This is a genomic window from Micromonospora zingiberis (assembly GCF_004331455.1).
Lineage (GTDB): Bacteria > Actinomycetota > Actinomycetes > Mycobacteriales > Micromonosporaceae > Micromonospora > Micromonospora zingiberis.
Genome location: NZ_SJJR01000010.1, coordinates 131570 through 150633 on the forward strand (window position 1 = coordinate 131570; position 19064 = coordinate 150633).

Annotated in this window: 18 protein-coding genes and 1 riboswitch; of the genes, 10 read left to right on the plus strand and 8 right to left on the minus strand. The window is 73.5% G+C overall.

Annotated elements, in window-relative coordinates; genetic code table 11:
- Window positions 1–3 precede the first annotated feature (3 nt).
- Window positions 4–1716: a type III secretion system chaperone family protein gene (locus tag E0H26_RS16600; protein ID WP_240742214.1), complete on the minus strand. Its 1713-nt coding sequence runs from the start codon at window positions 1714–1716 to the stop codon at window positions 4–6.
- A gap of 35 nt (window positions 1717–1751) precedes the next feature.
- Window positions 1752–2228 carry a YbjN domain-containing protein gene (locus E0H26_RS16605; RefSeq protein ID WP_131304551.1) on the minus strand — a complete coding sequence of 159 codons (477 nt, stop codon included), beginning with the start codon at window positions 2226–2228 and terminating at the stop codon, window positions 1752–1754.
- Window positions 2229–2340: 112 nt separating this feature from the next.
- Between E0H26_RS16605 and E0H26_RS16610 the strand changes: the two genes are divergently transcribed.
- Window positions 2341–4785: an FtsK/SpoIIIE family DNA translocase gene (locus tag E0H26_RS16610; protein ID WP_131304552.1), complete on the plus strand. Its 2445-nt coding sequence runs from the start codon at window positions 2341–2343 to the stop codon at window positions 4783–4785.
- A gap of 63 nt (window positions 4786–4848) precedes the next feature.
- On the opposite strand, the gene E0H26_RS16615 is transcribed toward E0H26_RS16610, so the two are convergent.
- Window positions 4849–5076 (minus strand): hypothetical protein, encoded by a 228-nt coding sequence (locus E0H26_RS16615; protein WP_102659646.1) that lies wholly within the window; start codon window positions 5074–5076, stop codon window positions 4849–4851.
- Window positions 5077–5160: 84 nt separating this feature from the next.
- Entirely contained in the window at window positions 5161–5475 is a 315-nt protein-coding gene (locus tag E0H26_RS16620) for a DMT family transporter (RefSeq protein WP_131304553.1), read from the minus strand.
- Window positions 5476–5533: 58 nt separating this feature from the next.
- A riboswitch (guanidine-III (ykkC-III) riboswitch) is annotated at window positions 5534–5598 on the minus strand.
- Between the two features lie 93 nt (window positions 5599–5691).
- Between E0H26_RS16620 and E0H26_RS16625 the strand changes: the two genes are divergently transcribed.
- From E0H26_RS16625 to pspM, 7 genes are all read left to right on the plus strand, one after another.
- Window positions 5692–6621 carry an ornithine cyclodeaminase family protein gene (locus E0H26_RS16625; RefSeq protein ID WP_131304554.1) on the plus strand — a complete coding sequence of 310 codons (930 nt, stop codon included), beginning with the start codon at window positions 5692–5694 and terminating at the stop codon, window positions 6619–6621.
- A gap of 69 nt (window positions 6622–6690) precedes the next feature.
- The gene (gene rimO / locus E0H26_RS16630) at window positions 6691–8229 is read left to right on the plus strand and encodes a 30S ribosomal protein S12 methylthiotransferase RimO (protein ID WP_240742215.1); all 1539 of its coding nucleotides are present in this window, start codon (window positions 6691–6693) and stop codon (window positions 8227–8229) included.
- 56 nt (window positions 8230–8285) lie between these two features.
- A complete protein-coding gene (gene pgsA, locus E0H26_RS16635; RefSeq protein WP_131304555.1) occupies window positions 8286–8879 on the plus strand; it encodes a CDP-diacylglycerol--glycerol-3-phosphate 3-phosphatidyltransferase in 594 nt (197 codons plus the stop codon).
- 75 nt (window positions 8880–8954) lie between these two features.
- A complete protein-coding gene (locus tag E0H26_RS16640; RefSeq protein WP_131304681.1) occupies window positions 8955–9482 on the plus strand; it encodes a CinA family protein in 528 nt (175 codons plus the stop codon).
- Window positions 9483–9607: 125 nt separating this feature from the next.
- On the plus strand, window positions 9608–10066 hold the full coding sequence (locus E0H26_RS16645; protein ID WP_131304556.1) for a helix-turn-helix domain-containing protein: 459 nt from the start codon (window positions 9608–9610) through the stop codon (window positions 10064–10066).
- A gap of 196 nt (window positions 10067–10262) precedes the next feature.
- The gene (locus E0H26_RS16650; RefSeq protein WP_131304557.1) at window positions 10263–11126 is read left to right on the plus strand and encodes a PspA/IM30 family protein; all 864 of its coding nucleotides are present in this window, start codon (window positions 10263–10265) and stop codon (window positions 11124–11126) included.
- 22 nt (window positions 11127–11148) lie between these two features.
- Window positions 11149–11922: a phage shock envelope stress response protein PspM gene (gene pspM, locus E0H26_RS16655; protein WP_131304558.1), complete on the plus strand. Its 774-nt coding sequence runs from the start codon at window positions 11149–11151 to the stop codon at window positions 11920–11922.
- Between the two features lie 107 nt (window positions 11923–12029).
- On the opposite strand, the gene E0H26_RS16660 is transcribed toward pspM, so the two are convergent.
- On the minus strand, window positions 12030–15689 hold the full coding sequence (locus E0H26_RS16660) for a hypothetical protein (RefSeq protein ID WP_131304559.1): 3660 nt from the start codon (window positions 15687–15689) through the stop codon (window positions 12030–12032).
- A 201-nt stretch (window positions 15690–15890) separates the two neighbouring features.
- Window positions 15891–16685 carry a DNA-formamidopyrimidine glycosylase family protein gene (locus tag E0H26_RS16665; protein ID WP_131304560.1) on the minus strand — a complete coding sequence of 265 codons (795 nt, stop codon included), beginning with the start codon at window positions 16683–16685 and terminating at the stop codon, window positions 15891–15893.
- 111 nt (window positions 16686–16796) lie between these two features.
- On the opposite strand from E0H26_RS16665, the gene E0H26_RS29590 reads away from it, so the two are divergent.
- Complete coding sequence (locus E0H26_RS29590) at window positions 16797–17264, plus strand: hypothetical protein (RefSeq protein ID WP_206025178.1); 468 nt, start codon at window positions 16797–16799, stop codon at window positions 17262–17264.
- Here the strand turns inward: E0H26_RS29590 and E0H26_RS30445 are convergent.
- A complete protein-coding gene (locus E0H26_RS30445) occupies window positions 17198–17563 on the minus strand; it encodes a CPCC family cysteine-rich protein (RefSeq protein WP_338106218.1) in 366 nt (121 codons plus the stop codon). The two genes, E0H26_RS29590 and E0H26_RS30445, sit on opposite strands and share 67 nt — an antisense overlap.
- Window positions 17490–18311 (minus strand): SAM hydrolase/SAM-dependent halogenase family protein, encoded by an 822-nt coding sequence (locus E0H26_RS16680; RefSeq protein WP_240742231.1) that lies wholly within the window; start codon window positions 18309–18311, stop codon window positions 17490–17492. Before E0H26_RS16680 ends, E0H26_RS30445 begins: the two co-directional genes overlap by 74 nt.
- 157 nt (window positions 18312–18468) lie before the next feature.
- Here E0H26_RS16680 and E0H26_RS16685 point away from each other — a divergent pair, with 157 nt between their 5' ends.
- Complete coding sequence (locus E0H26_RS16685; protein ID WP_131304563.1) at window positions 18469–19062, plus strand: hypothetical protein; 594 nt, start codon at window positions 18469–18471, stop codon at window positions 19060–19062.
- Window positions 19063–19064: the final 2 nt, after the last annotated feature.

Consider the following 19064-nt stretch of genomic DNA (forward strand, 5'->3'; position numbering starts at 1 on the left):
CGGTCAGGGTAGGGCGGCGACCGCCTCGGCGTACGCGACGCCGGTCCGTACCGCCGCGTCGACCAGGACCGTGACCTGTGCCGGGGCGACCCCGTACGCCAGGTCGGTGGCCACCTCGCCGGCCAACACCAGCTCGCCGTCACCGGGATCGTGCACGTACGCCTTGGGCAACAGCCGGTCACGGTTCCAGCCGTTGCAGAAGGCGTACGCCTCGGTGCGGCGGTCCGCCGGCAGCCGGCGGTCGGCGACCACCCGCGCGTGCAGCACGTCGCCACGTTCCCCGGCCCGCCGGAACTGGATCACCGCCGCGCCCCAGCGCCCGAGCACCGTGCCGGCGCTGTCGAGGGCGTACCCGTCACCGCGCCGGTCCAGCGCGGCAGTGATCATCGCCACGGTCAGCGCCCCCAGTTCCTCCTCCGCCGACGTCGCGCCGCCGCCCCGATCTCCCCCGCCCGTCCGCTCGCCGCCCCAGGCCCCGTCGTCGGCCCCGGACCTGTCGTCGTCCCCGGCCCTGTCGTTGGCCCAGGCCCCGTCGTTGGCCCCGGAGCTGTCGTCGTGGCTCGACCCGGCGGTCGGCCCGACCGGGTCCTCGTCGGGCAGCGGTACCGGCGGGGCCAGCGGGCGTTCGGTCAGCCAGGCGGCCATCCGGCCGGACTGGTGCCCGGTGCCGTTGCGGGCGTCGAAGCTGCCGGCCAGGCTGGTGGAGATGGCGAGCAGTTCGGCGCCGAGGGCGGCCACCGCAACCGTGGCGGCGGGCCGCCCGTGGTAAGCCGGCCGCCGTACCGTCCGCTCGCGCTGTTCCTCCGCCGCGCGGGTGCAGACCAGCGCGCCCGCCGCGGTGAACTCCATCACGGACAGGTCCTCGTGCGGTTGGTCCAGGCGGGGCAGGTGCTCGACGAGGATCTCCAGCCCACGGTCGAGGTGCCCGCCGAGCGCGCAGTACCGCAGGTGGGTGGCGAGGTGGTCGAAGCCGTCCGGCGTCACCCGGTGTCGGCGGTACGCCCGGACGTGCGCGTGGGCGGCCCGCTGCGCCGCGCCCGCCCGCAACCAGGGCAGCAGCGCGCCCGTCAGCGCTGCCTCGGGCTGGGCGGTACACCCGCCCGGGCCGTCGAGCAGCGGCTCGACGGCGGCGAGCGCCTCGGCCCAGTCACCCCAGCCGGCGAGCAGTTCGGCCTGGCGTACCGGCAGGCATTCGGGACACCCGGCGGCCGGGTCCGGGGTGGCGGCCTGCCAGCGCCGCAGCCAGTGTCGGGCCGAGGGTTCGTCGCCGACGTGATCGGCGATCCGGCAGTGCAGTTGGGCGACGAGTGCCGAGCCGTCGTCGCCGGTGCCCGCCGGGTCGGTGAGTCCGTTCAGCATGGTCCGGGCCTGGTCGAGGCCGATGCGGGAGGTACCGAGCAGGGACTCGACGGCGTACCGCTGGTAGCGGCGCAGCGTCTCCTCGTCCGGGCCGTCGGGGTGTGACGCGTCGCCGGAACGCTGTGGTGGCCGGGCGGCGTCGAGGCAGCGCCGGACGGGCTCGAAGAGCCGCCACCGCTGGCCGCCGCGCAGGTGGGTTTCCACCAGCTCGGACCAGGCGTCCACTGCGGACCGAAGGTCTCCGGTGGCCTCGGCGAGGGCGGCGACCCGTTCCAGCTCGGCGACGCGCGCCTCGCCGTCCGGCATGTCCCGCGCGTCGGCCAGCAGTTCGACGGCCCGCCCACCTGGTGCGGACATGCGCGGCCGGTTCCGGCCGCCGGCGGCCCACCCGGTCACCGCGGCGCCGTCCCCGGGATCCGGCCCACCTCGGCGGCCAGCCGGCAGCCGGTGGAGATGCCCCGGTCCAGCAGTTGGTCCAACTGGTGCGGCGTCACGCCCCGCTCCAGGTCGGTGATGACCTCGCCGCAGACCCGCGCCTGCCCGCCGTCGTCGACGTGGACGAACGCCTTGGGCCAGAACCGGTCCCGATTCCAGGTGTTGCAGAATTCGTGCAGCCTCGGCACGACGTCGACCGAAAAGGCGTGCGTGGCGACCGTGCGGACCTGGAGCAACTCGCCCGCGCCGGCCCGGAGGAACCAGATGTCCGCCTCGGCCCATCGGCCGACCAGGTTGCCACCGGCGTCGGTGGTCACCGCGTGTCCCCGGTTTCCGAGCACCACGGCGACCAGGTCGGTGGTCAACGGTCGCAGCGTGGACGGATGCCCGGCCAGCGGGTCGTCCAGACCGTTGTCGAACTCCGGCGACGCCATCGGCATCCCTTCGCCAGGCAAATATCACGGCAGGTGGCGGGGACCACGTTGCGACACGCGGACGCGACCAGGAAGACCGGCGTAACGCGGGGCCCGCCGTTACGGTGATGCTATGGCGGGCCGTACCTCTCAGGCGAGCCGGCGACGCGGCGCGTCGCCGCGTGCTGGCACGAACAGTCGTGCCCGTCAACCGGCCAAGAAGACCACGCCGGCCCGGCGACGCACCGCGACGCGGGGCCCGGGCCCGGCCGCTTACGTCGGTCGCGCGATCGGGGCACTGTGGATGGGCCTGGCCCACGGTGTCGGTTGGGCGGTACGCGCCGTCGGCCGGCAGGCCGCGTCGGCCCGTGACCTGGATCCGGAGCACCGTCGTGACGGTGCCGGGCTGCTGATGATCGGCCTCGCCCTGCTCAGCGCGGGAGCCATCTGGTTCTCCGCCGCCGGGCCGGTGGGGGCTCGCCTGGCCGACACGGTCCGACTCTTCCTCGGCGCCATCTCCGTCGTGGTGCCGGTGCTGCTCGGCATCGGCGCCTGGCGGCTGATGCGTCAGCCCGGCGACCCCGAGCACCGGGGCCGCGGGCTGATCGGCTGGGGTTCCATGCTGATCGCCACCGCCGCGCTGCTGCAGATCGGCCAGCAGCCGGGTGACCCGGGCGAGCGGGACTTCGCCGGTGGTCTGGTCGGTGCGGGCGTGGGCAGCGTGCTGGAGCGGGCCGTCACCGCCTGGGTCGCGGTGCCGCTGCTGATCCTGCTGCTGGTGTTCGGTCTGCTGGTGGTCACCGCGACGCCGATCAACAAGATTCCCGAGCGGCTCGGCCTGCTCGCCGGCAGCATGGTCGGCCAGACGGAACCGGACACCGACGAGGCGCCCGCCACGCCGGCCCGGCGCCGCCCCGCGAAACGGACCCCGCCTCGGGTCGACCCGGACGACTTCGACGACCTGGACGACGTGGACCTCCAGCAGACCATGGTCCTGCCGCGCAAGGCGCCGTCCCGGGTGCCGGCGAGCCGCAAACCGGCCGAGCCGCCGGAACACTCGCCCGCGCCGACCCGGGCCGAGCAGCTCGCGCTGACCGGGCTGGCCGGTGACTACACCCTGCCGCCGGCGAACATGCTGGGCAGCGGGGCGGCGCCGAAGACCCGTAGCAAGGCCAACGACGAGGTGATCGCCGCGCTGACCGGCGTGTTCGAGCAGTTCGACGTGGATGCCGCGGTGACCGGATTCACCCGCGGCCCGACGGTGACCCGCTACGAGGTCGAGCTGGGGCACGGGGTCAAGGTCGAGCGGATCACCCAGCTCTCCCGCAACATCGCGTACGCGGTGAAGTCGCCGGACGTACGGATCCTCAGCCCGATTCCGGGCAAGAGCGCGGTGGGTGTGGAGATTCCGAACACCGACCCGGAGAACGTGGCGCTTGGCGACGTGCTCCGCTCCCGCGCGGCCACCAGCGACCACCATCCGATGGTGGTGGCGCTCGGTAAGGACATCGAGGGCGGCTACGTGGTCGCCAACCTCGCCAAGATGCCGCACATCCTGATCGCCGGGGCCACCGGCGCCGGCAAGTCGAGCTGCCTCAACAGTCTGCTGATGTCCATCCTGACCCGGGCGACGCCGGACGAGGTGCGGCTGCTGCTGATCGACCCGAAGCGGGTCGAGATGACCGGCTACGAGGGGATCCCGCACCTGGTCACCCCGATCGTGACGAACGCGAAGAAGGCCGCCGACTCGCTGGAGTGGGTGGTCCGCGAGATGGACATGCGCTACGACGACCTGGCGGCCAACGGGGTCCGGCACATCGACGACTTCAACCGCAAGGTCCGCAACGGTGAGATCAAGGCGCCGCCGGGCAGCGAGCGGGAGATGCGGCCGTACCCGTACCTGCTGGTGATCGTGGACGAGTTGGCCGACCTGATGATGGTCGCGCCGCGTGACGTGGAGGACTCCATCGTCCGGATCACGCAGCTCGCCCGGGCCGCCGGCATCCACCTGGTGCTGGCCACCCAACGGCCCTCGGTCGACGTGGTCACCGGCCTGATCAAGGCCAACGTGCCGTCCCGGCTGGCGTTCGCCACCTCCTCGCTGGCTGACTCCCGGGTCATCCTCGACCAGCCCGGCGCGGAGAAGCTGCTCGGCCGGGGCGACGGGCTGTTCCTGCCGATGGGCGCCTCGAAGCCGGTCCGCATCCAGGGCGCCTGGGTCACCGAGCGCGAGATCACCGACGTGGTCAAGTTCTGCAAGGAGCAGCGTGAGCCGGAGTTCCGTTCGGACGTGCTGGCGCCCGCGCAGGACAGCAAGAAGAAGATCGACGAGGACATCGGCGACGACCTGGATCTGCTGGTGCAGGCGGTCGAGCTGGTGGTCACCTCGCAGTTCGGCTCGACCTCGATGCTCCAGCGCAAGCTGCGGGTCGGCTTCGCCAAGGCCGGCCGGCTGATGGACCTGATGGAGACCCGCGGCGTGGTCGGCCCCTCCGAGGGCTCCAAGGCCCGCGACGTGTTGGTCAAACCGGACGAGCTGGAAGAGGTCCTGGACGGGCTGCGGGGCGCCGACGACTGAGCGGTGCGCTCAACGCACCACGGGCCCGCCGCGTGCTGCGGCGGGCCCGTGGTGTTCGGTGGATCAGAGTGCGTTGAGGATCAGCATGCTGAGCAGCATGGCGACCACGTTGGCCCCGGCGGCGTACCAGCCCAGGGGCTTGTCGCCGAGCACCGCGCCGACGACGCCGAGGACCAGGCCGATGACTCCGAAGAGGATCGGATTGAGCAGCAGCGCGAGTACCGCGCACACGAAGCCCACGATGGTGCAGATGCGGGCGGCGCTGGTCGAGCGAACGGTGCTGGTGGCCATGTCTGCCTCCGGATGGTGAGTCGTTGTCTGCCGTCCGGTCTCTACCCAATGCGGACGCCCGCCACGCTCCCTCCGCAGCGCAGGTCAGTGGTAGATCTTCAACCCGACCACTCCGGCGACGACCAGCAGCAGACAGAGCAGCCGGGGCAGGCTGGCCGACTCGCCCAGGGCGAGCATGCCCACCAGCGCGGTGCCGGTCGCGCCGATGCCGACCCAGACCGCGTAGCCGGTGCCGAGCGGGATCTCCCGTAGCGCGTACGCCAGACCGGCCATGCTCAGCACCAGCGTGACCGCGAAGATCGCGGAGGGAAGGGGGCGGGTGAAGCCGGCGCTGCGGTCCAGGGCGATCGCCCATGCCGTCTCCAGCAGTCCGGAGAGCACCAGCACGATCCAGGCCATCGGGTCACCTCTTCATGGTCGCCCGGGGCACCGGGCGCCGGGACGAGTCGGGTCCAGGTACGGGGCGTCTTGGCCTGACCGGGTACGCCCTCGACTCGTCCGGGGGGCCACGCGGGCCACCGGGACCGACCGTAGCACCGGCGGGGACACCGGGCGCGGGTGAGACGGATCACCTCCGGTGGACCTGAACCTCGCTTTACCTTGCACGATGGAGGCATGACCGTGCTCATCTCCGATCCGGAGGTCGTCGCCACCCTGGACGCACCGACCACGGTGGACGCGATGCGCCGGGCGCTGCTGGCCGCGTACGACGGGCGATTGGTGGCCCCGCCCCGGGCCGCCGCGCCGCTCGGCGGTGGCCGGATGGTCCTCACCGCCGGGCACCTGGTCGGCCAGTGGTACGGCTACCGGTCCTACGACACCTTCGGCCATCCGGGGACCGAGCAGGTGGTGGTGCTGCACGACGGGGGTACCGGGGCGGTGCGGGCGGTGGCGGTCGGCGAGGAGTTGGGGTCCCGCCGCACCGGCGGCCTGGGCGGGGTGGCGGTGGACGCGCTGGCCCGCCCGGACGCCGCCACGCTCGGCGTGATCGGCTCCGGCGGGCAGGCGTGGACCCAGGTCTGGGCGACTGCCGCCGTACGCGCGCTGCGCGAGGTGACCGTGTACAGCCGTTCGGCAGCCCGTCGGACGGCGTTCGCCGCCCGGGTGCACGCCGAACTGGGCATCCCGGCCCGCGCCGTGGACACCGCCCGGGCGGCGGTCCGCGACCGGGACGTGGTGGTACTCGCCACCACCAGTACGACCCCGGTACTGGCCGTCGCCGACCTGGCCCCGGGCACCCACGTCAACGCGGTCGGTTTCAAACAGCGGGATCGCGCGGAGTTCGGCCCCGACCTGCTCGACGCCGCCGCTGTGCTGGTCACCGACTCACCGGCGCAGGCCGGATCGTACGACCCGCCGATGCTGGCCGCCGAAGCGCCGTACGCCTCGCGGCTGCGCGACCTGGGCGCGGTGCTGGCCGGGGCCGCACCCGGCCGCACCGACGCGGACCAGCTCTCGGTGTTCTGCTCGGTCGGGCTGGCCGGCACCGAGGTGTTCCTGCTCGACCACCTGGTCCGGACCCTCGCCCCGGCCGTCTCCGGCTGATCCGCTGGTCCGACCGACCGCGCTGGCGCCCGCCCCGCCGGGGCGGGCGCACCGGCCCGGTACCCTCGGATGGTGTCTGCCACCTCTTCTGACCACTCCAGCTCGGCGGGTCTGGCGTCGCGCCGCGACCTGGCGCAGCCGCCCGCTGCCGACGGCCGCCGGGTCGCCCTGCTGACCCTGGGCTGTGCCCGTAACGAGGTCGACTCGGAGGAGCTGGCCGCGCGCCTGCACGCCGACGGCTGGCAGGTGACCACCGACGGCGAGGGCGCCGACGTGGTGGTGGTCAACACCTGCGGCTTCGTGGAAAAGGCCAAGCAGGATTCGATCCAGACGTTGCTCGCCGCCGCCGACACCGGCGCCAAGGTGGTCGCTGCGGGCTGCATGGCCGAGCGGTACGGCCGGGAGCTGGCCGACAGCCTGCCCGAGGCCCAGGCGGTGCTCAGCTTCGACGACTACCCACAGATCGCGGCCCGGCTGGACGCGGTGGTCGAAGGCCGCGAGTTCACCGCGCACACCCCCCGCGACCGGCGTGAGCTGCTGCCGCTGACCCCGGTCGCCCGCCGGGACAGCGCGGTGTCGCTGCCCGGGCACGGCCGGGGCGCCGACGTGGACGAGCACACCCCGGCGCACCTGCGGCCGGTGCTGCGCCGTCGGCTCGACAGCGGCCCGGTCGCCTCGCTCAAGCTGGCCAGTGGCTGTGACCGGCGTTGCGCGTTCTGCGCCATCCCCGCGTTCCGGGGCGCCTTCGTCTCCCGTACGCCGGACGAGTTGCTCGCCGAGGCGGAGTGGCTGGCCAAGAGCGGCGTACGCGAGCTGGTCCTGGTCAGCGAGAACTCCACCTCGTACGGCAAGGACCTGGGTGACCCGCGCGCGTTGGAGAAGCTGCTGCCGCAGCTCGCCGTGATCGACGGCATCGTCCGGGTCCGGGTCAGTTACCTCCAGCCGGCGGAGACCCGGCCGGGCCTGGTCGAGGCGATCGCCAGCACACCGGGTGTGGCCCCCTACTTCGACCTGTCGTTCCAGCACTCCAGCGAGGCGGTGCTGCGCCGGATGCGACGTTTCGGCTCCACCGACCGGTTCCTGGAACTGCTCGCCTCGGCGCGGGCGTTGGCGCCACAGGCCGGGGCGCGGAGCAACTTCATCGTCGGCTTCCCCGGCGAGACCCGGGCCGATGTCGAGGAGTTGGTCCGCTTCCTCACCGAGGCCCGGCTCGACGCGATCGGCGTCTTCGACTACAGCGACGAGGACGGCACCGAGGCCGCCGGGCTGACCGGCAAGGTCTCCGCCGCCACCATCAAACGCCGGTACGACAAGCTCAGCGCGCTCGCCGACGAGTTGTGCTCGCAGCGGGCCGAGGACCGGCTCGGCTCGACGGTCGAGGTGCTGGTCGACTCGGTCGAGGACGGTGTGGTCGAGGGGCGGGCCGCGCACCAGGCGCCCGAGGTGGACGGTTCCACCACCCTGGTCGCGCCCGACGACGGCGGCGTCGACCTGGCCGCGCTGCGCCCAGGTGACCTGGTCCGGGCCACGGTGACCGGCACCGAGGGCGTGGACCTGGTGGCGGTGCCGGATGAGATGATCTCGGCGGCGCCCGGCGCGGCGCGGTGACGACGGACCGGGGCGAGGCGGGGGAGCAACACGGTGTGGTGCCCGAGCGTGGGCCGATGACCGGCGCGACGGAAGCGACGCCGGCCGCGGTGGTGGCTCGGGTGCCGGTGGTGAACGCCGCGAACGCGCTGACCGCCCTGCGGCTGCTGCTCGTACCGGTCTTCGCGGCCTCGGTGGCCGTCTCCGGCATGACGCACCCCGGCTGGCAGGTGACCGCCTGTGTGATCTTCGCCGTGGCCTCGGTGACCGATCTGGTGGACGGCTGGATCGCCCGGCGGTTCGGGCTGGTCACCGCCGTCGGCAAGGTGGCCGACCCGATCGCCGACAAGGCGCTCACCGGGGCCGCCCTGCTGCTGTTGTCCTGGTACGACCGGCTGCCCTGGTGGGTGACCGCGCTCATCCTCGCTCGGGAGCTGGGCATCACGGCCCTACGGTTCTGGGTGATCCGGCGCGGGGTGATCGCCGCCAGCCGGGGCGGCAAGGTCAAGACGGCCCTGCAGATCCTGGCCATCACCTGGTACCTGTGGCCGATGCCGGCCGCGCTGGCCGTGGTCGGTCCGTGGATCATGGCTGCGGCGGTCGTGGTGACCGTGGTCACCGGCTTCGACTACATCGCCCAGGCCCTGCGGTTGCGCCGTACCCGAAGCTGACCGCGCGGCGGCGAGTAGAACCCGGCCTGGTCGGGAAGGATGCCAGACGTGGGTGTGCGAGAAGCCGAAGGATCGATGGGTCGAGCGGCGGCCGGAGTGGTGCACCGCCTCACCGAGCGGCGGGAGAGCATCGCCACGGTCGAGTCGCTGACCGGTGGACTGCTGGCCGCCACGATCGTGCAGATCGCCGGGGCGAGCGCCGTCTACCGGGGCGGTCTGGTGGTGTACGCGACCGAGTTGAAGGAGCGGTTGGCCGGCGTACCGGCGCGGCTGCTGGCCGAGCGCGGCCCGGTCGATGCCGACGTGGCGGTGGCGCTCGCCGAGGGTGGGCGGGGTCGCTGCGGGGCCGACTGGGGGCTGGCCACCACCGGGGTGGCCGGGCCGGAGCCGCAGGACGGCAAGCCGGTCGGGCTGGTCTACGTCGCGGTCGCCGGCCCGGACGGCACCGAGGTACGCGAGCTCCACCTCGACGGCGGACGCGACCAGATCCGGGGTGCCGCGGTGACCGAGGCGTTACGCCTGCTCACCGAGCACGCGCAGCGTTCCGACGCCGCCGAGGCGGCGGTCGGCAGCGGCGGGCGGGGCAGCCACGCGGTGGAGTAGCCGGGCGGGGTGGGATGTCGTGGCGGCCCGTACCGGGTACGGTTGCGGGAAGGCTCCGGTGACCGGAGCCGGTGCCGCCGCCGGGCCGCACGGCCGGGCGTACTCTGTCCCCCAGGGGAGGTGCGATGGTCCTGCTACGCCGGGTGATCGGTGACGCACTACGGGCGCGCCGGCAGGGGCAGCACCGCACGCTGCGCGAGGTCTCGTCCGCCGCCAACGTCAGCCTGGGTTACCTGTCCGAGATCGAACGCGGCCAGAAGGAACCCTCCAGCGAGCTGCTCGCCGCGATCTGCGACGCGCTGGGCGCCCGCCTCTCCGAGTTGCTGCGCGAGGTCAGTGACACCGTCGCGCTCGCCGAACAACTGCCGGGTGTGCTCGTGCCGGTGCAGGACGAGCCCGCCGAGTCGACCCCGGTCGCCGCCGCAGCGTCGGTGGCCAAGGCCACCGGTCGCGCCGTACGCCAGGTCAGCGTGGACGGCGTCGCCGTCTCGGTGCGCCAGGACTCGCCGCTCAAGGCGACCCTGCGCAGCACCCGGGTCCGGCCCGCCGACCGTACCGACCGGGATGTGGTCTGCGCCGCCTGAGTGCCGGCTGGGCCCGTTGGCAGATGGTCGTGGTGGCGGCCGCCGCGTAGGGTTGATCGCAGACGTCCCCTCGTCGCCGGTACGGATGCCGTGCCGGCGCGTGGCTGGGACGATGGAACCACCATCTCCGGTGGCCGCGCTGGGCCACCCGACATGGGGGCTGGCGCAGCGACGTTACTGAGGGGATACCGCGCAGATGGCGAACCCGTTCGTCAAGGGTTGGAAGTACCTGATGGCGCTCTTCGGCGCCCGAATCGACGAGCACGCCGATCCCAAGGTGCAGCTCCAGCAGGCCATCGACGAGGCACACCGGCAACACCAGGCCCTGGTCCAGCAGGCCGCCGCCGTGATCGGTAACCAGCGTCAGCTGGAGATGAAGCTGTCCCGGCAGATGTCCGACGTCGAGCGGTTGCAGTCCAACGCCCGCCAGGCGCTGGTCCTCGCCGACCAGGCCCGGGCCAAGGGCGACGAGGCCGAGGCCACGCGCTACGAGCAGTCCGCGCAGACCCTGGCCACCCAGCTGGTCTCCGCCGAGCAGGCCGCGGAGGACCTGAAGACGCTGCACGACCAGGCCCTCGCCGCCGCCGGGCAGGCCCGCCGGGCGGTGGAGAACAACTCCATGATCCTCCAGCAGAAGCTCGCCGAGCGCGCCAAGCTGCTCAGCCAGCTGGAGCAGGCCAAGATGCAGGAGAGCGTGGCCGCCTCGCTGGAGTCGATGTCCGCGCTCACCGCGCCCGGCACGACGCCCAGCCTGGACGAGGTCCGCGACCGCATCGAGCGGCGTTACGCCAACGCCATGGGCCGCGCGGAACTGGCCAGCAACTCGGCCGAGGGTCGGATGCTGGAGATCCAGAAGGCGACCCTGGACACCGCCGGCTCGGCCCGGCTGGACCAGATCCGGGCCAGCATGGCCGGCGATCAGCTCGGCGGCGGCGCCGAGCGCGGCGCGGTGGGCGGTCCGCAGCCGGCCACCGCCGACCCGGCCGTGGCCCGGCTGGACGAGATCAGGGCGACCATGAACCGGGACCGGGGCACCGGCGACGCCAGCGCCGCCGGCTGAGCGGAGGGTCGAGGAGGCGACGGTGGCAGACGAGCGCACCCGCTACTTCCGGCGGCTGGGCAAGCTGCGGCGTTCCGCCCGGCGGTGGAGCGTACTGGCCGGCGGGCTCGGTGGCGCGACGATCATCCTGACGCCGTACGCCGGGATCGGGTTGGCCGACGCCTTCTGGGCCGCCGCTGCGGGCGCCTCCACGGCCCTGGCCGCCTGGCGTTGGGTGGACCTGCGGGCGCTGGCCGCCCAGCCGGCCCCGCCCGCCCTCGACCCGGCCCAGGCCGCCGCCCGCAACCGGGCCCGCCTCGTCGCCGCCGTGGAACGCCTGCCGGTCGGGGCCGGCGTGGTGGCCGAGGTACGCCGGGTGCGTTCCCGCACCGCCCTGCGGGGCACCAGCGCCGCCGAGCCGTGGGAGCGGCTGGAGCGGGCGGCGTCGACCATGGTCGGGATGTCCGGCCGGCTGACCGGCCTTGCCGAGCCGGCCGTCGCCGAGGCGTCGGCGGCCGAACAGTCGTTGCGCGAGCTGGCCACCCGGGTGGCCAGCGTGGAACGCGCGGTCCGGCTCGCCCCGGCCGACGCGCGAGCGCCGCTGGCCGAGGCACATCAGGCGCTGACCGCACAGCTGGAGGCCGGCGTGGCCGCGTACGAGCGGCTGGTGGTGGCCGCCGCCGGCTATCTCGCCGAGGAGTACCGCCCGGAGATCGAACACCCCGCCGCCGCCCGCCTGACGGAGGCCACCGACCTCCTCCACGGCTTCGCCTCCGCCCTCTCCGAACTACGCCCCCGCCCCACCCCCACCCTCTAACCCCCACCCCCCTCCCGGCCCTCCGGGCCTCCGTCGGCCGGCGTTGATCAAGAGGTTTTGGTCGCCACAACGCCGGATCCAGACCAAAAGCTCTTGATCAACTCGGCTCAGGTCGGGGTGGTGACGGGGATGGGGCCGGTGAAGGGGGAGGCGCCGACCACGTTGAAGGAGCGGATCCGGTAGTAGTAGGTGACGCCCTGGGTCAGGCCGGTGTTGGTGAAGCCCCGGCCGGTGACGGTGAAGGTGGCCAGCTCGCGGGTGAAGGCGGCGTCGAGGGCGCGTTCCACGGTGAAGCCGGTGCCCTGGCTGGCCGGGGTGCTGGCCGCCCAGCCCAGCACCACCGTCGCGGTGTCCGGACTGGGCGCGCTGGTCGCCACGCTCACCGAGGTCGGTACGCCGGGTGCCGGCGGGGTGGTCACCGTGGCCACCGTCGACCACGGTGAGGCGGCGCCCAGGTAGGTGGTGCGTACCCGGTAGTAGTAGGTGGTGTCGGGGGCGACCGCCGGATCGAGGTGGTGGTCGCCGACGCCGATGGCGGTGGTGCCGGGCCCGCTGGTGAAGGTCGGGTTGGTGGCCCGCTGCACGTCGATGCCGGTGGCGAAGGAACGGTTGGCCCAGCGCAACGCGATCCGCAGTGGAGCGGCCGGCGGGATCGCGGCGGTCAGCTTCGTCGGCGCGGTGAGCTGCACCGACGCCGGGATGCTGTTCGACCAGGCGGAGCAGCTGACCGTGTTCTCCGCCCGGATGCGGTAGTGGTAGGTGACGCCGGGGGTGACGGTGGCGTCGGTGTAGCGGGTCGCCGTGGCCGCCACGGTCAGCTCGGTCAACCCACGGGTGAACGTCGCGTCGGTGGCGCGTTGCAGCAGATGGCTGGTGGCCGCCGGGCGGCTGCCGTTGCCGGTCCAGGTCAGGTTGATCGCCGGCAGGGCGGTCGCCGAGCCGGGCGCGGGGGTGGCGGTCAGCCCGCTGGGCGCCCGGGGTGACACGCGTACCACCAGCGGCCGGCTCATGCCCTGGTCGCGGTGCCCACCCGCGCCGCCGCACCAGCGGTACTCCCAGCCCAGGTTGACCAGTTGGTTGACCACCGAGGCCGGCCGCCCGTCGAGCGGGCTGACCGGGGTGGAGCCGACCGGTACGCCGACGGGCCGGGCCGGGTCGAGCAGCCGTACGCTGTCGCCGATCTTGAACGGTAGCGGTGGTGCCTCCGGCCGCATTGCCAGGATCACGTCCTCACCCGGGTCGACCCGGACGACCTGCTTCCAGCCCAGCTCGCCCGGATACGGGGAGCGGATCGCCCCGTCCCGACCGACCCGGCCGACCACCTGCACGTCCAGCCCGTCGAAGCGCACCGGGTGGCTCTGCCGTCCGGTGCCGCGTACCCGCCACAGCTGGGTGCCGTCGCCGGGTGCGCCGATCGGCATGGCCGGGTCGCTGACGTGCAGCACCTCGGTGGCGGGGTCGTTCGGACCGAGCGGCAGGACGGCCTCGGCGCGCGGTCCGGCGTGTGGGTGCGCCACCCCGAGCCGCCCGGTGAGGCGGCCGTGCTCGGGCTCGAAGACCTGCCGCACCGCCTTGACCGCCAGCGGCAGGGTCACCGGCGCGGCGGCGCCGGCAGGGACGAACTCGACCGAGGTGGCGTGCACCGGGATCCGGGTCGGGCCGGGGGTGACGGTGCCGAAGCACGGGTCGTACGCCGGGTCGGGCACGATCGGCGGGCGTTGGCTGGCCGCGTACGCGGTGGGCAGCCGCTCGCGCAGCCGGTCGAGGTCGTACGGCTCGGCCGGGGTGCCGGCCACCCGTACCTGTAGCAGGGTCCGGGTGTTCGGGCCGTAGCCGGGCATGGTCGGGGGTGCGCCACCCTCGGCGGTGCGGTCCGGCGCGTCGGTGTGCTGGTCGTAGCGGGGATCGAAGGAGGGGAACGGCGCGGGGCAGTCGTTGTAGAGGATCAACGTCGTGCCCGGGGTGACCGTGGCGAAGTCCACCAGCACGTCGGCGCGTTCCCCGGGGGCCAGCAGCAGGGCGTGCCCATCGACGTTGAGCACGGTCGGGTCGCGCCGGTCGTACCGGAAGCCGACCGGCCGGTTCGGGATCACCACGGGGGCCGGCAGCAGGCCACACTCGTTGCCGATCCGGATCAGGTCGGGTCCGCTGGCGTCCGGGTCGGGCACCCCGCCGGGACGCCCGTCGGTGGGCCAGCCCGCCGGGCGTCCGGGTGCCCGTACCGCGTCGACCATCGGCACCTCGCCGGCGTCGGCGTCGGCGAGCTGGCCCTCGGCGGTCCACATCGGCGCGTCGGAGCTGGCCCGGTAGAGCTGGAGGTTGAGCCACCGGTCGGTGCAGGCGTTGAGGATTCGCCACCGGTACACCCGGGGCTCCACCTCCAGGTACGGGTAGGCGGCGCCGTTGACCAGCACGGTGTCGCCGTACGCGGCGGGCACCGCGCTGGGATGCGGTACGCCGGGCACCTCCGGCGGCTCGTCCGGGTCGGCGTCCGGGTCGTGGCGCGGGTTGGGTACCGCCGCTGCCGGCGTCGCCTCCGGTCCGCCGCCCGGCACGGTACGCGACCAGGGACCGTAGTCCCACCGGCCGGTGGGGTTGGTGCCCTCCGGCCGGTACGGGTTCTGTCGGGGCTGGTAGATGTGCGGGTGCCAGAGGCTGCCCCGCGCCCCCCAGCGGTGCCGGTCCCAGGTCGGGTCCTGTGCGGCGAGTTGGGCGTCGTCCGGTACGAAGGTCTTGTCCTCGAAGACCAGGGGCAGTTGGTCGCCGGGCAACACCCCGTCGGCGATCAGCCGATCCTGCGCCTCGTCGGTGAGCAGACAGAGCGCGATCTGTCCGGAGTAGACGGTCAGTCGGGACAGCCCGGCCGTGTTGTCGTGGAACCAGAGCAGCCGCCCGCTCTGCTCGTTCGGGTAGTAGAGCGTGGTGGCACCCTGCCCGGGATGGGGCATGTCGGGTACGTGGGTCAGGCCGACGCCGGTCGGGTAGGGGGTGATCTCACCTGCCGGGGTGATCCACTGCTGCGGGTTGCCGGCGCTGATCCAGCCGGTGTGCGCCCCGCTGAGGTGCAGCACCGCCCGGTTCTGCGGGTACGGTGCCGGCCCGCCGAGCGGACCCACCCCGGCGGCGGACAGGGTCGGATCCACCGGCAGGAAGAGTTCGCCGGCCGGTCCGGCGGGCAGTTGGTTGATGAACTTGATCCGTACCGGCCGGCCCCGGCGGGCCACCACGACCGGGCCGAGGTACCACGGGACCGGCGGTGGGGCGACGGTGTTGTGCCCGTCGCCGTCGGTGCCCAGGTTGAGTTGCCGGTAGCCGCGCAGCCGGGTGGCCGGCAGGTCCCGGTGCAGCCGCTGGGAGTACTCCGTCAACCCGATCTCGTAGTAGTCGCAGCCGGGATGGCTGATGGTGTCCGGTACCGCGACGGGAAGTTCGGCACCGAGCGGGGTACGCCCCAGGGCGCCGAGGCCGGGGAGCGGGTCGACGAACTTGCGGATCCCGCTGCCGGTCAGCACGGTGCCGGTGGCGTCGACGACCGGCAGCGGACTGTAGGCGTGGTTCGGTATCGGGCCGAAGCAGCGTGGCGCCACCGCCGGGTCCAGGCTGGCCGGTGTCGGTGTGCCGGCTGCCTCGGATCTGGTGGTGGCCTCGGCGGTGGCGGCGTCCGGGTCCGGGTCGGCACGAGCACTGGGCACGGCGGACGGGGTCCGCTGGTCACTGCGGCCGGCGCGGTCGAGCCAGGTCGACCGGAGTCTGCGGAACACGGCCATGGCTCTCCCGGTGATCGGGGCGCGGGCGCCACCACCCCGACGTGGCGGCCCGGTTCGCGCGATGTTGACTATCCGTGAGCGCTCAACCGCAGCATGCGACGTGACAGGCCGGTTAAGGAAGTACCCAATCGTGCCAATTTGCAGCTCATCCGGCGTGTCGTCCGCGCCACCCCGCTGGCCGGGCCGGTCGACTGCCGTCGATCACGCGAGCTCCGGCTGACAGGTGGGGCACCAGTAGGTGACCCGATCGCCCAGTTCCTCCGTGCGGATCGCGGTGCCGCAGCGGCGGCACGGCTGGGCTCGCCGCCCGTACACGTAGCTGGTCTGGCCGCGGCGCAGCGACCCGGTGGTGCTCTGCGTCCACCGGCCCCGGTTCGCGGACAACAGGTCGTGTGCCAGGGTGGCCAGGCCGGCGAGGTCGGGCACGTCGCCGACCTTGGTCCGGGGGTGGATCCCGCGCAGAAACAGCACCTCGCACTTGTAGAGGTTGCCGACCCCGGCCAGGTTGCGCTGGTCCAGCAGGGCCACCGCGATGGTCTGGGTCGGATCACTGGCCAGGCGACGTGCCGCCTCGGCCGGGTCCCAGTCCGCCCCGAGCAGGTCGGGGCCGAGGTGGCCGACGAGCCGGTGTTCGTCGGCGGTCGGCACCAGGTCCACCTCGTGCAGGTGGTAGCCGACGGCGGTCGCGGTCGCGGCGTACAGCACCACCCGGATCAGGTGGGCCGGGCGGGCACTCCAGCGTTCCCCGGGGGCGTACGTCCGCCACGTGCCGTCCATGCGCAGATGCGAATGCAGTGTCCAGTGCGCCGAGCCGGTCGGCTCGGCCAACCGGATCAGCAGGTGTTTTCCCCGGCTGGCGCAGTCGTGCACCAGCCAGCCGGTGAGGTCGCTGGTGGCCAGTCGGGGCACCCGGAAGTCGGTGCCGGTCAGCCGGGTTCCGGTCAGCGCGCGGGCCAGCACGCGGGCGGTGTTCCAGACGGTGTCACCTTCGGGCATCCCACCATTATCCCGCAGTCGAGCACAATTCATGTGTATCGCTATTTGTAGCGCACTTCTCGTCGATCTACGGGCACAGCGAGTATTGGGGAAATATTTGGAGGATTGCCCATGAATTATCTCCGCATTCCCATTCTCGCGCTTACCGCGGCCGCCGTGCTCACCGCGGCCCTGCATCCCGCCCCCGCCTTGTCCGCGCGTACCGACCGGTGGCACGCCGACCTCTCCGCCCTCGACACCGACGACGTCGACGTCCGGCACACCCCGACCGGCCTGCGGCTGGCCGACGCCCGCCCACCCGCCGCCCTCACCTACCGGGCGTACGCCACCCGGATCGGCCTGGTCGGCAACCCGACCGCGAACGGGCCCACCGTGGTGCGGCCCCGGCACTCGTACGCGCTGGCCAGCGGGGAGTACCTCAGCCACGCATCTCGCTGGTCTGGGGCGGTACGGTGTCGCGCTGCCGATCGAGCCGGGTCGGGGTCAGTCGGCACCGGCCCGGTCGCTGAGGGTCAGGGCAGTTCCTCGGGCCGGGGGGCGCGTACCAGCTCCTGGTATCGAGGGTGGCAGGCGCCGTAGACGGCGAAGTTGAGCCGGGCCATGGTGAGGCTCAGATCGCCGTTCGGCCCGCCCCGGATCACGTCGGCGTCGGTGTCACCCTGGCCGTCGTCGGTCCAGAAACACACTGGACAGGTGCCGCCGCCGGTCCGCGACGCGCAGCAGGGACAGGCGGCAGGCACCCAGCGATTTTCCACCCCGACAGCCTTCCACAGTGGACGTTTCGTACGTGTGGCGCCGGGCCGGTCAGCAGCCGGCGAGTCCGTCGACCCGCAGCAGCGTACCGGCAGTGCTGGCGAGCACCTCGGCGGCCCGTCCACCGTTGACCGACAGGGCGACCCGGCCGGCCGAGTCGGCGTGCGCGATCAGGGCACCGACCGGGGCGTCGCCGAACGTACGCCCGTGCACGGCCGTCCGCTCCCAGCCCGCCCCGCCCACCGGACTGATCCGGACCCGCGCCGGCAACGCGGCCAGCAGTTCGGCCGGGGCGGCCAGTTGGACGTTGCCGAAGTGGTCCACCGTCAGCACCTCGGCGGTGAAGCCGTCCGGCCGTACCTCGACCACCGGGGTCGGTAGCCGGACCAGCGTCGACAGGTCGATCGTCGGGCCGGCCTCGGCCAGCGGGGCGCCCGACGCCAGCCGGGCCGCGACCGGGGCGAAGACGTCCCGCCCGTGGAAGGTGGCCGAGACCCGGGCCGCCAGCCAGCGCGGGTTGGTCAGCTCCACCGCGTCGGTCACCCCGCCGAGCGCGGCGGCGGCGTCGAGCAGCAGGCCGTTGTCCGGCCCGACCAGATAGCCGTCGGGCGTGGCCAGCGCGATGCCCCGCCGGGCCGTGCCCACCCCCGGGTCGACCACCGCCACGTGCACCCCCACCGGCAGGTACGGCACGGTCTGCGCGAGCACCGCCGCACCCCGGCGGATGTCTCCGGCCGGCACCAGATGAGTCACGTCGATCACCCGGACCGCCGGTGCGAGCCGGGCGATCATCCCGTGGCTGGCCGCCACGAAGCCGTCGACCAGACCGTAGTCGGTGGTCAGCGAGACGACCTGGGGTCGTACCGGCGGGATGTTGCGCGTACTGCTGGTCACGGCACCGGATGGTACGTGCGAACGCCGCGTCGGTGGCGGCGGTCGCCGATGAGCGTCCAACATGGCGGATAGGTGACAACCGCACTGGCCGACCGGCCACTGCCCGAAATCCGGCTGGTTGGGCAAACTGTCACGGGTGAACCACCGGATCCTGCCCGCCGTCCTCCTGCTCACGGCCGCGCTCGCCGCCTGCGGTGGTGACCCGGAGCGGTCGCCCGTGGCCGACCCGACGGCACCCTCGGCCGCCAGCGTCGTCCCGCAACCACCGCACGGCCCGGAGGGTCCCGCCGCTCCGACCCCCGTCGAGCCGAGCACCGCCGCCCCGGTCGAGCCGAGCGGCGCGGCGCCGGCCAGGCCGAGCGCCGAGGGCAGCCCGCAACGGCTACCGCCGAGCCCACCGCCGGTGGAGTTGCCGCCCCGCCAGGCCGGTGCGCCCAGCGCCCGGGAGGTCGTCGCGGCGTTCCGGGCGGCCGGGCTGAAGGCGACCAACTCGCGGGACCGCTCGGTCGACTGCGGGCCGGACGGGCTCGGGCTGGGCTGCTCCGAACTGGTCGTCACCGACGGCGTGGCGGTGTACGTGTTCCCGGACGAGAGCAGCGCCGGTGACCTGGCCGAGCGGTGGACCGGGGCCGCCTACCGCAGCGGCACGGTGGTGCTCAACTACCTGGAAGCCCCGACGCCGAAGGCCGACCGTCCCCGATACGAGAAGGTCCTCGCCGGGCTGCGCTGAAC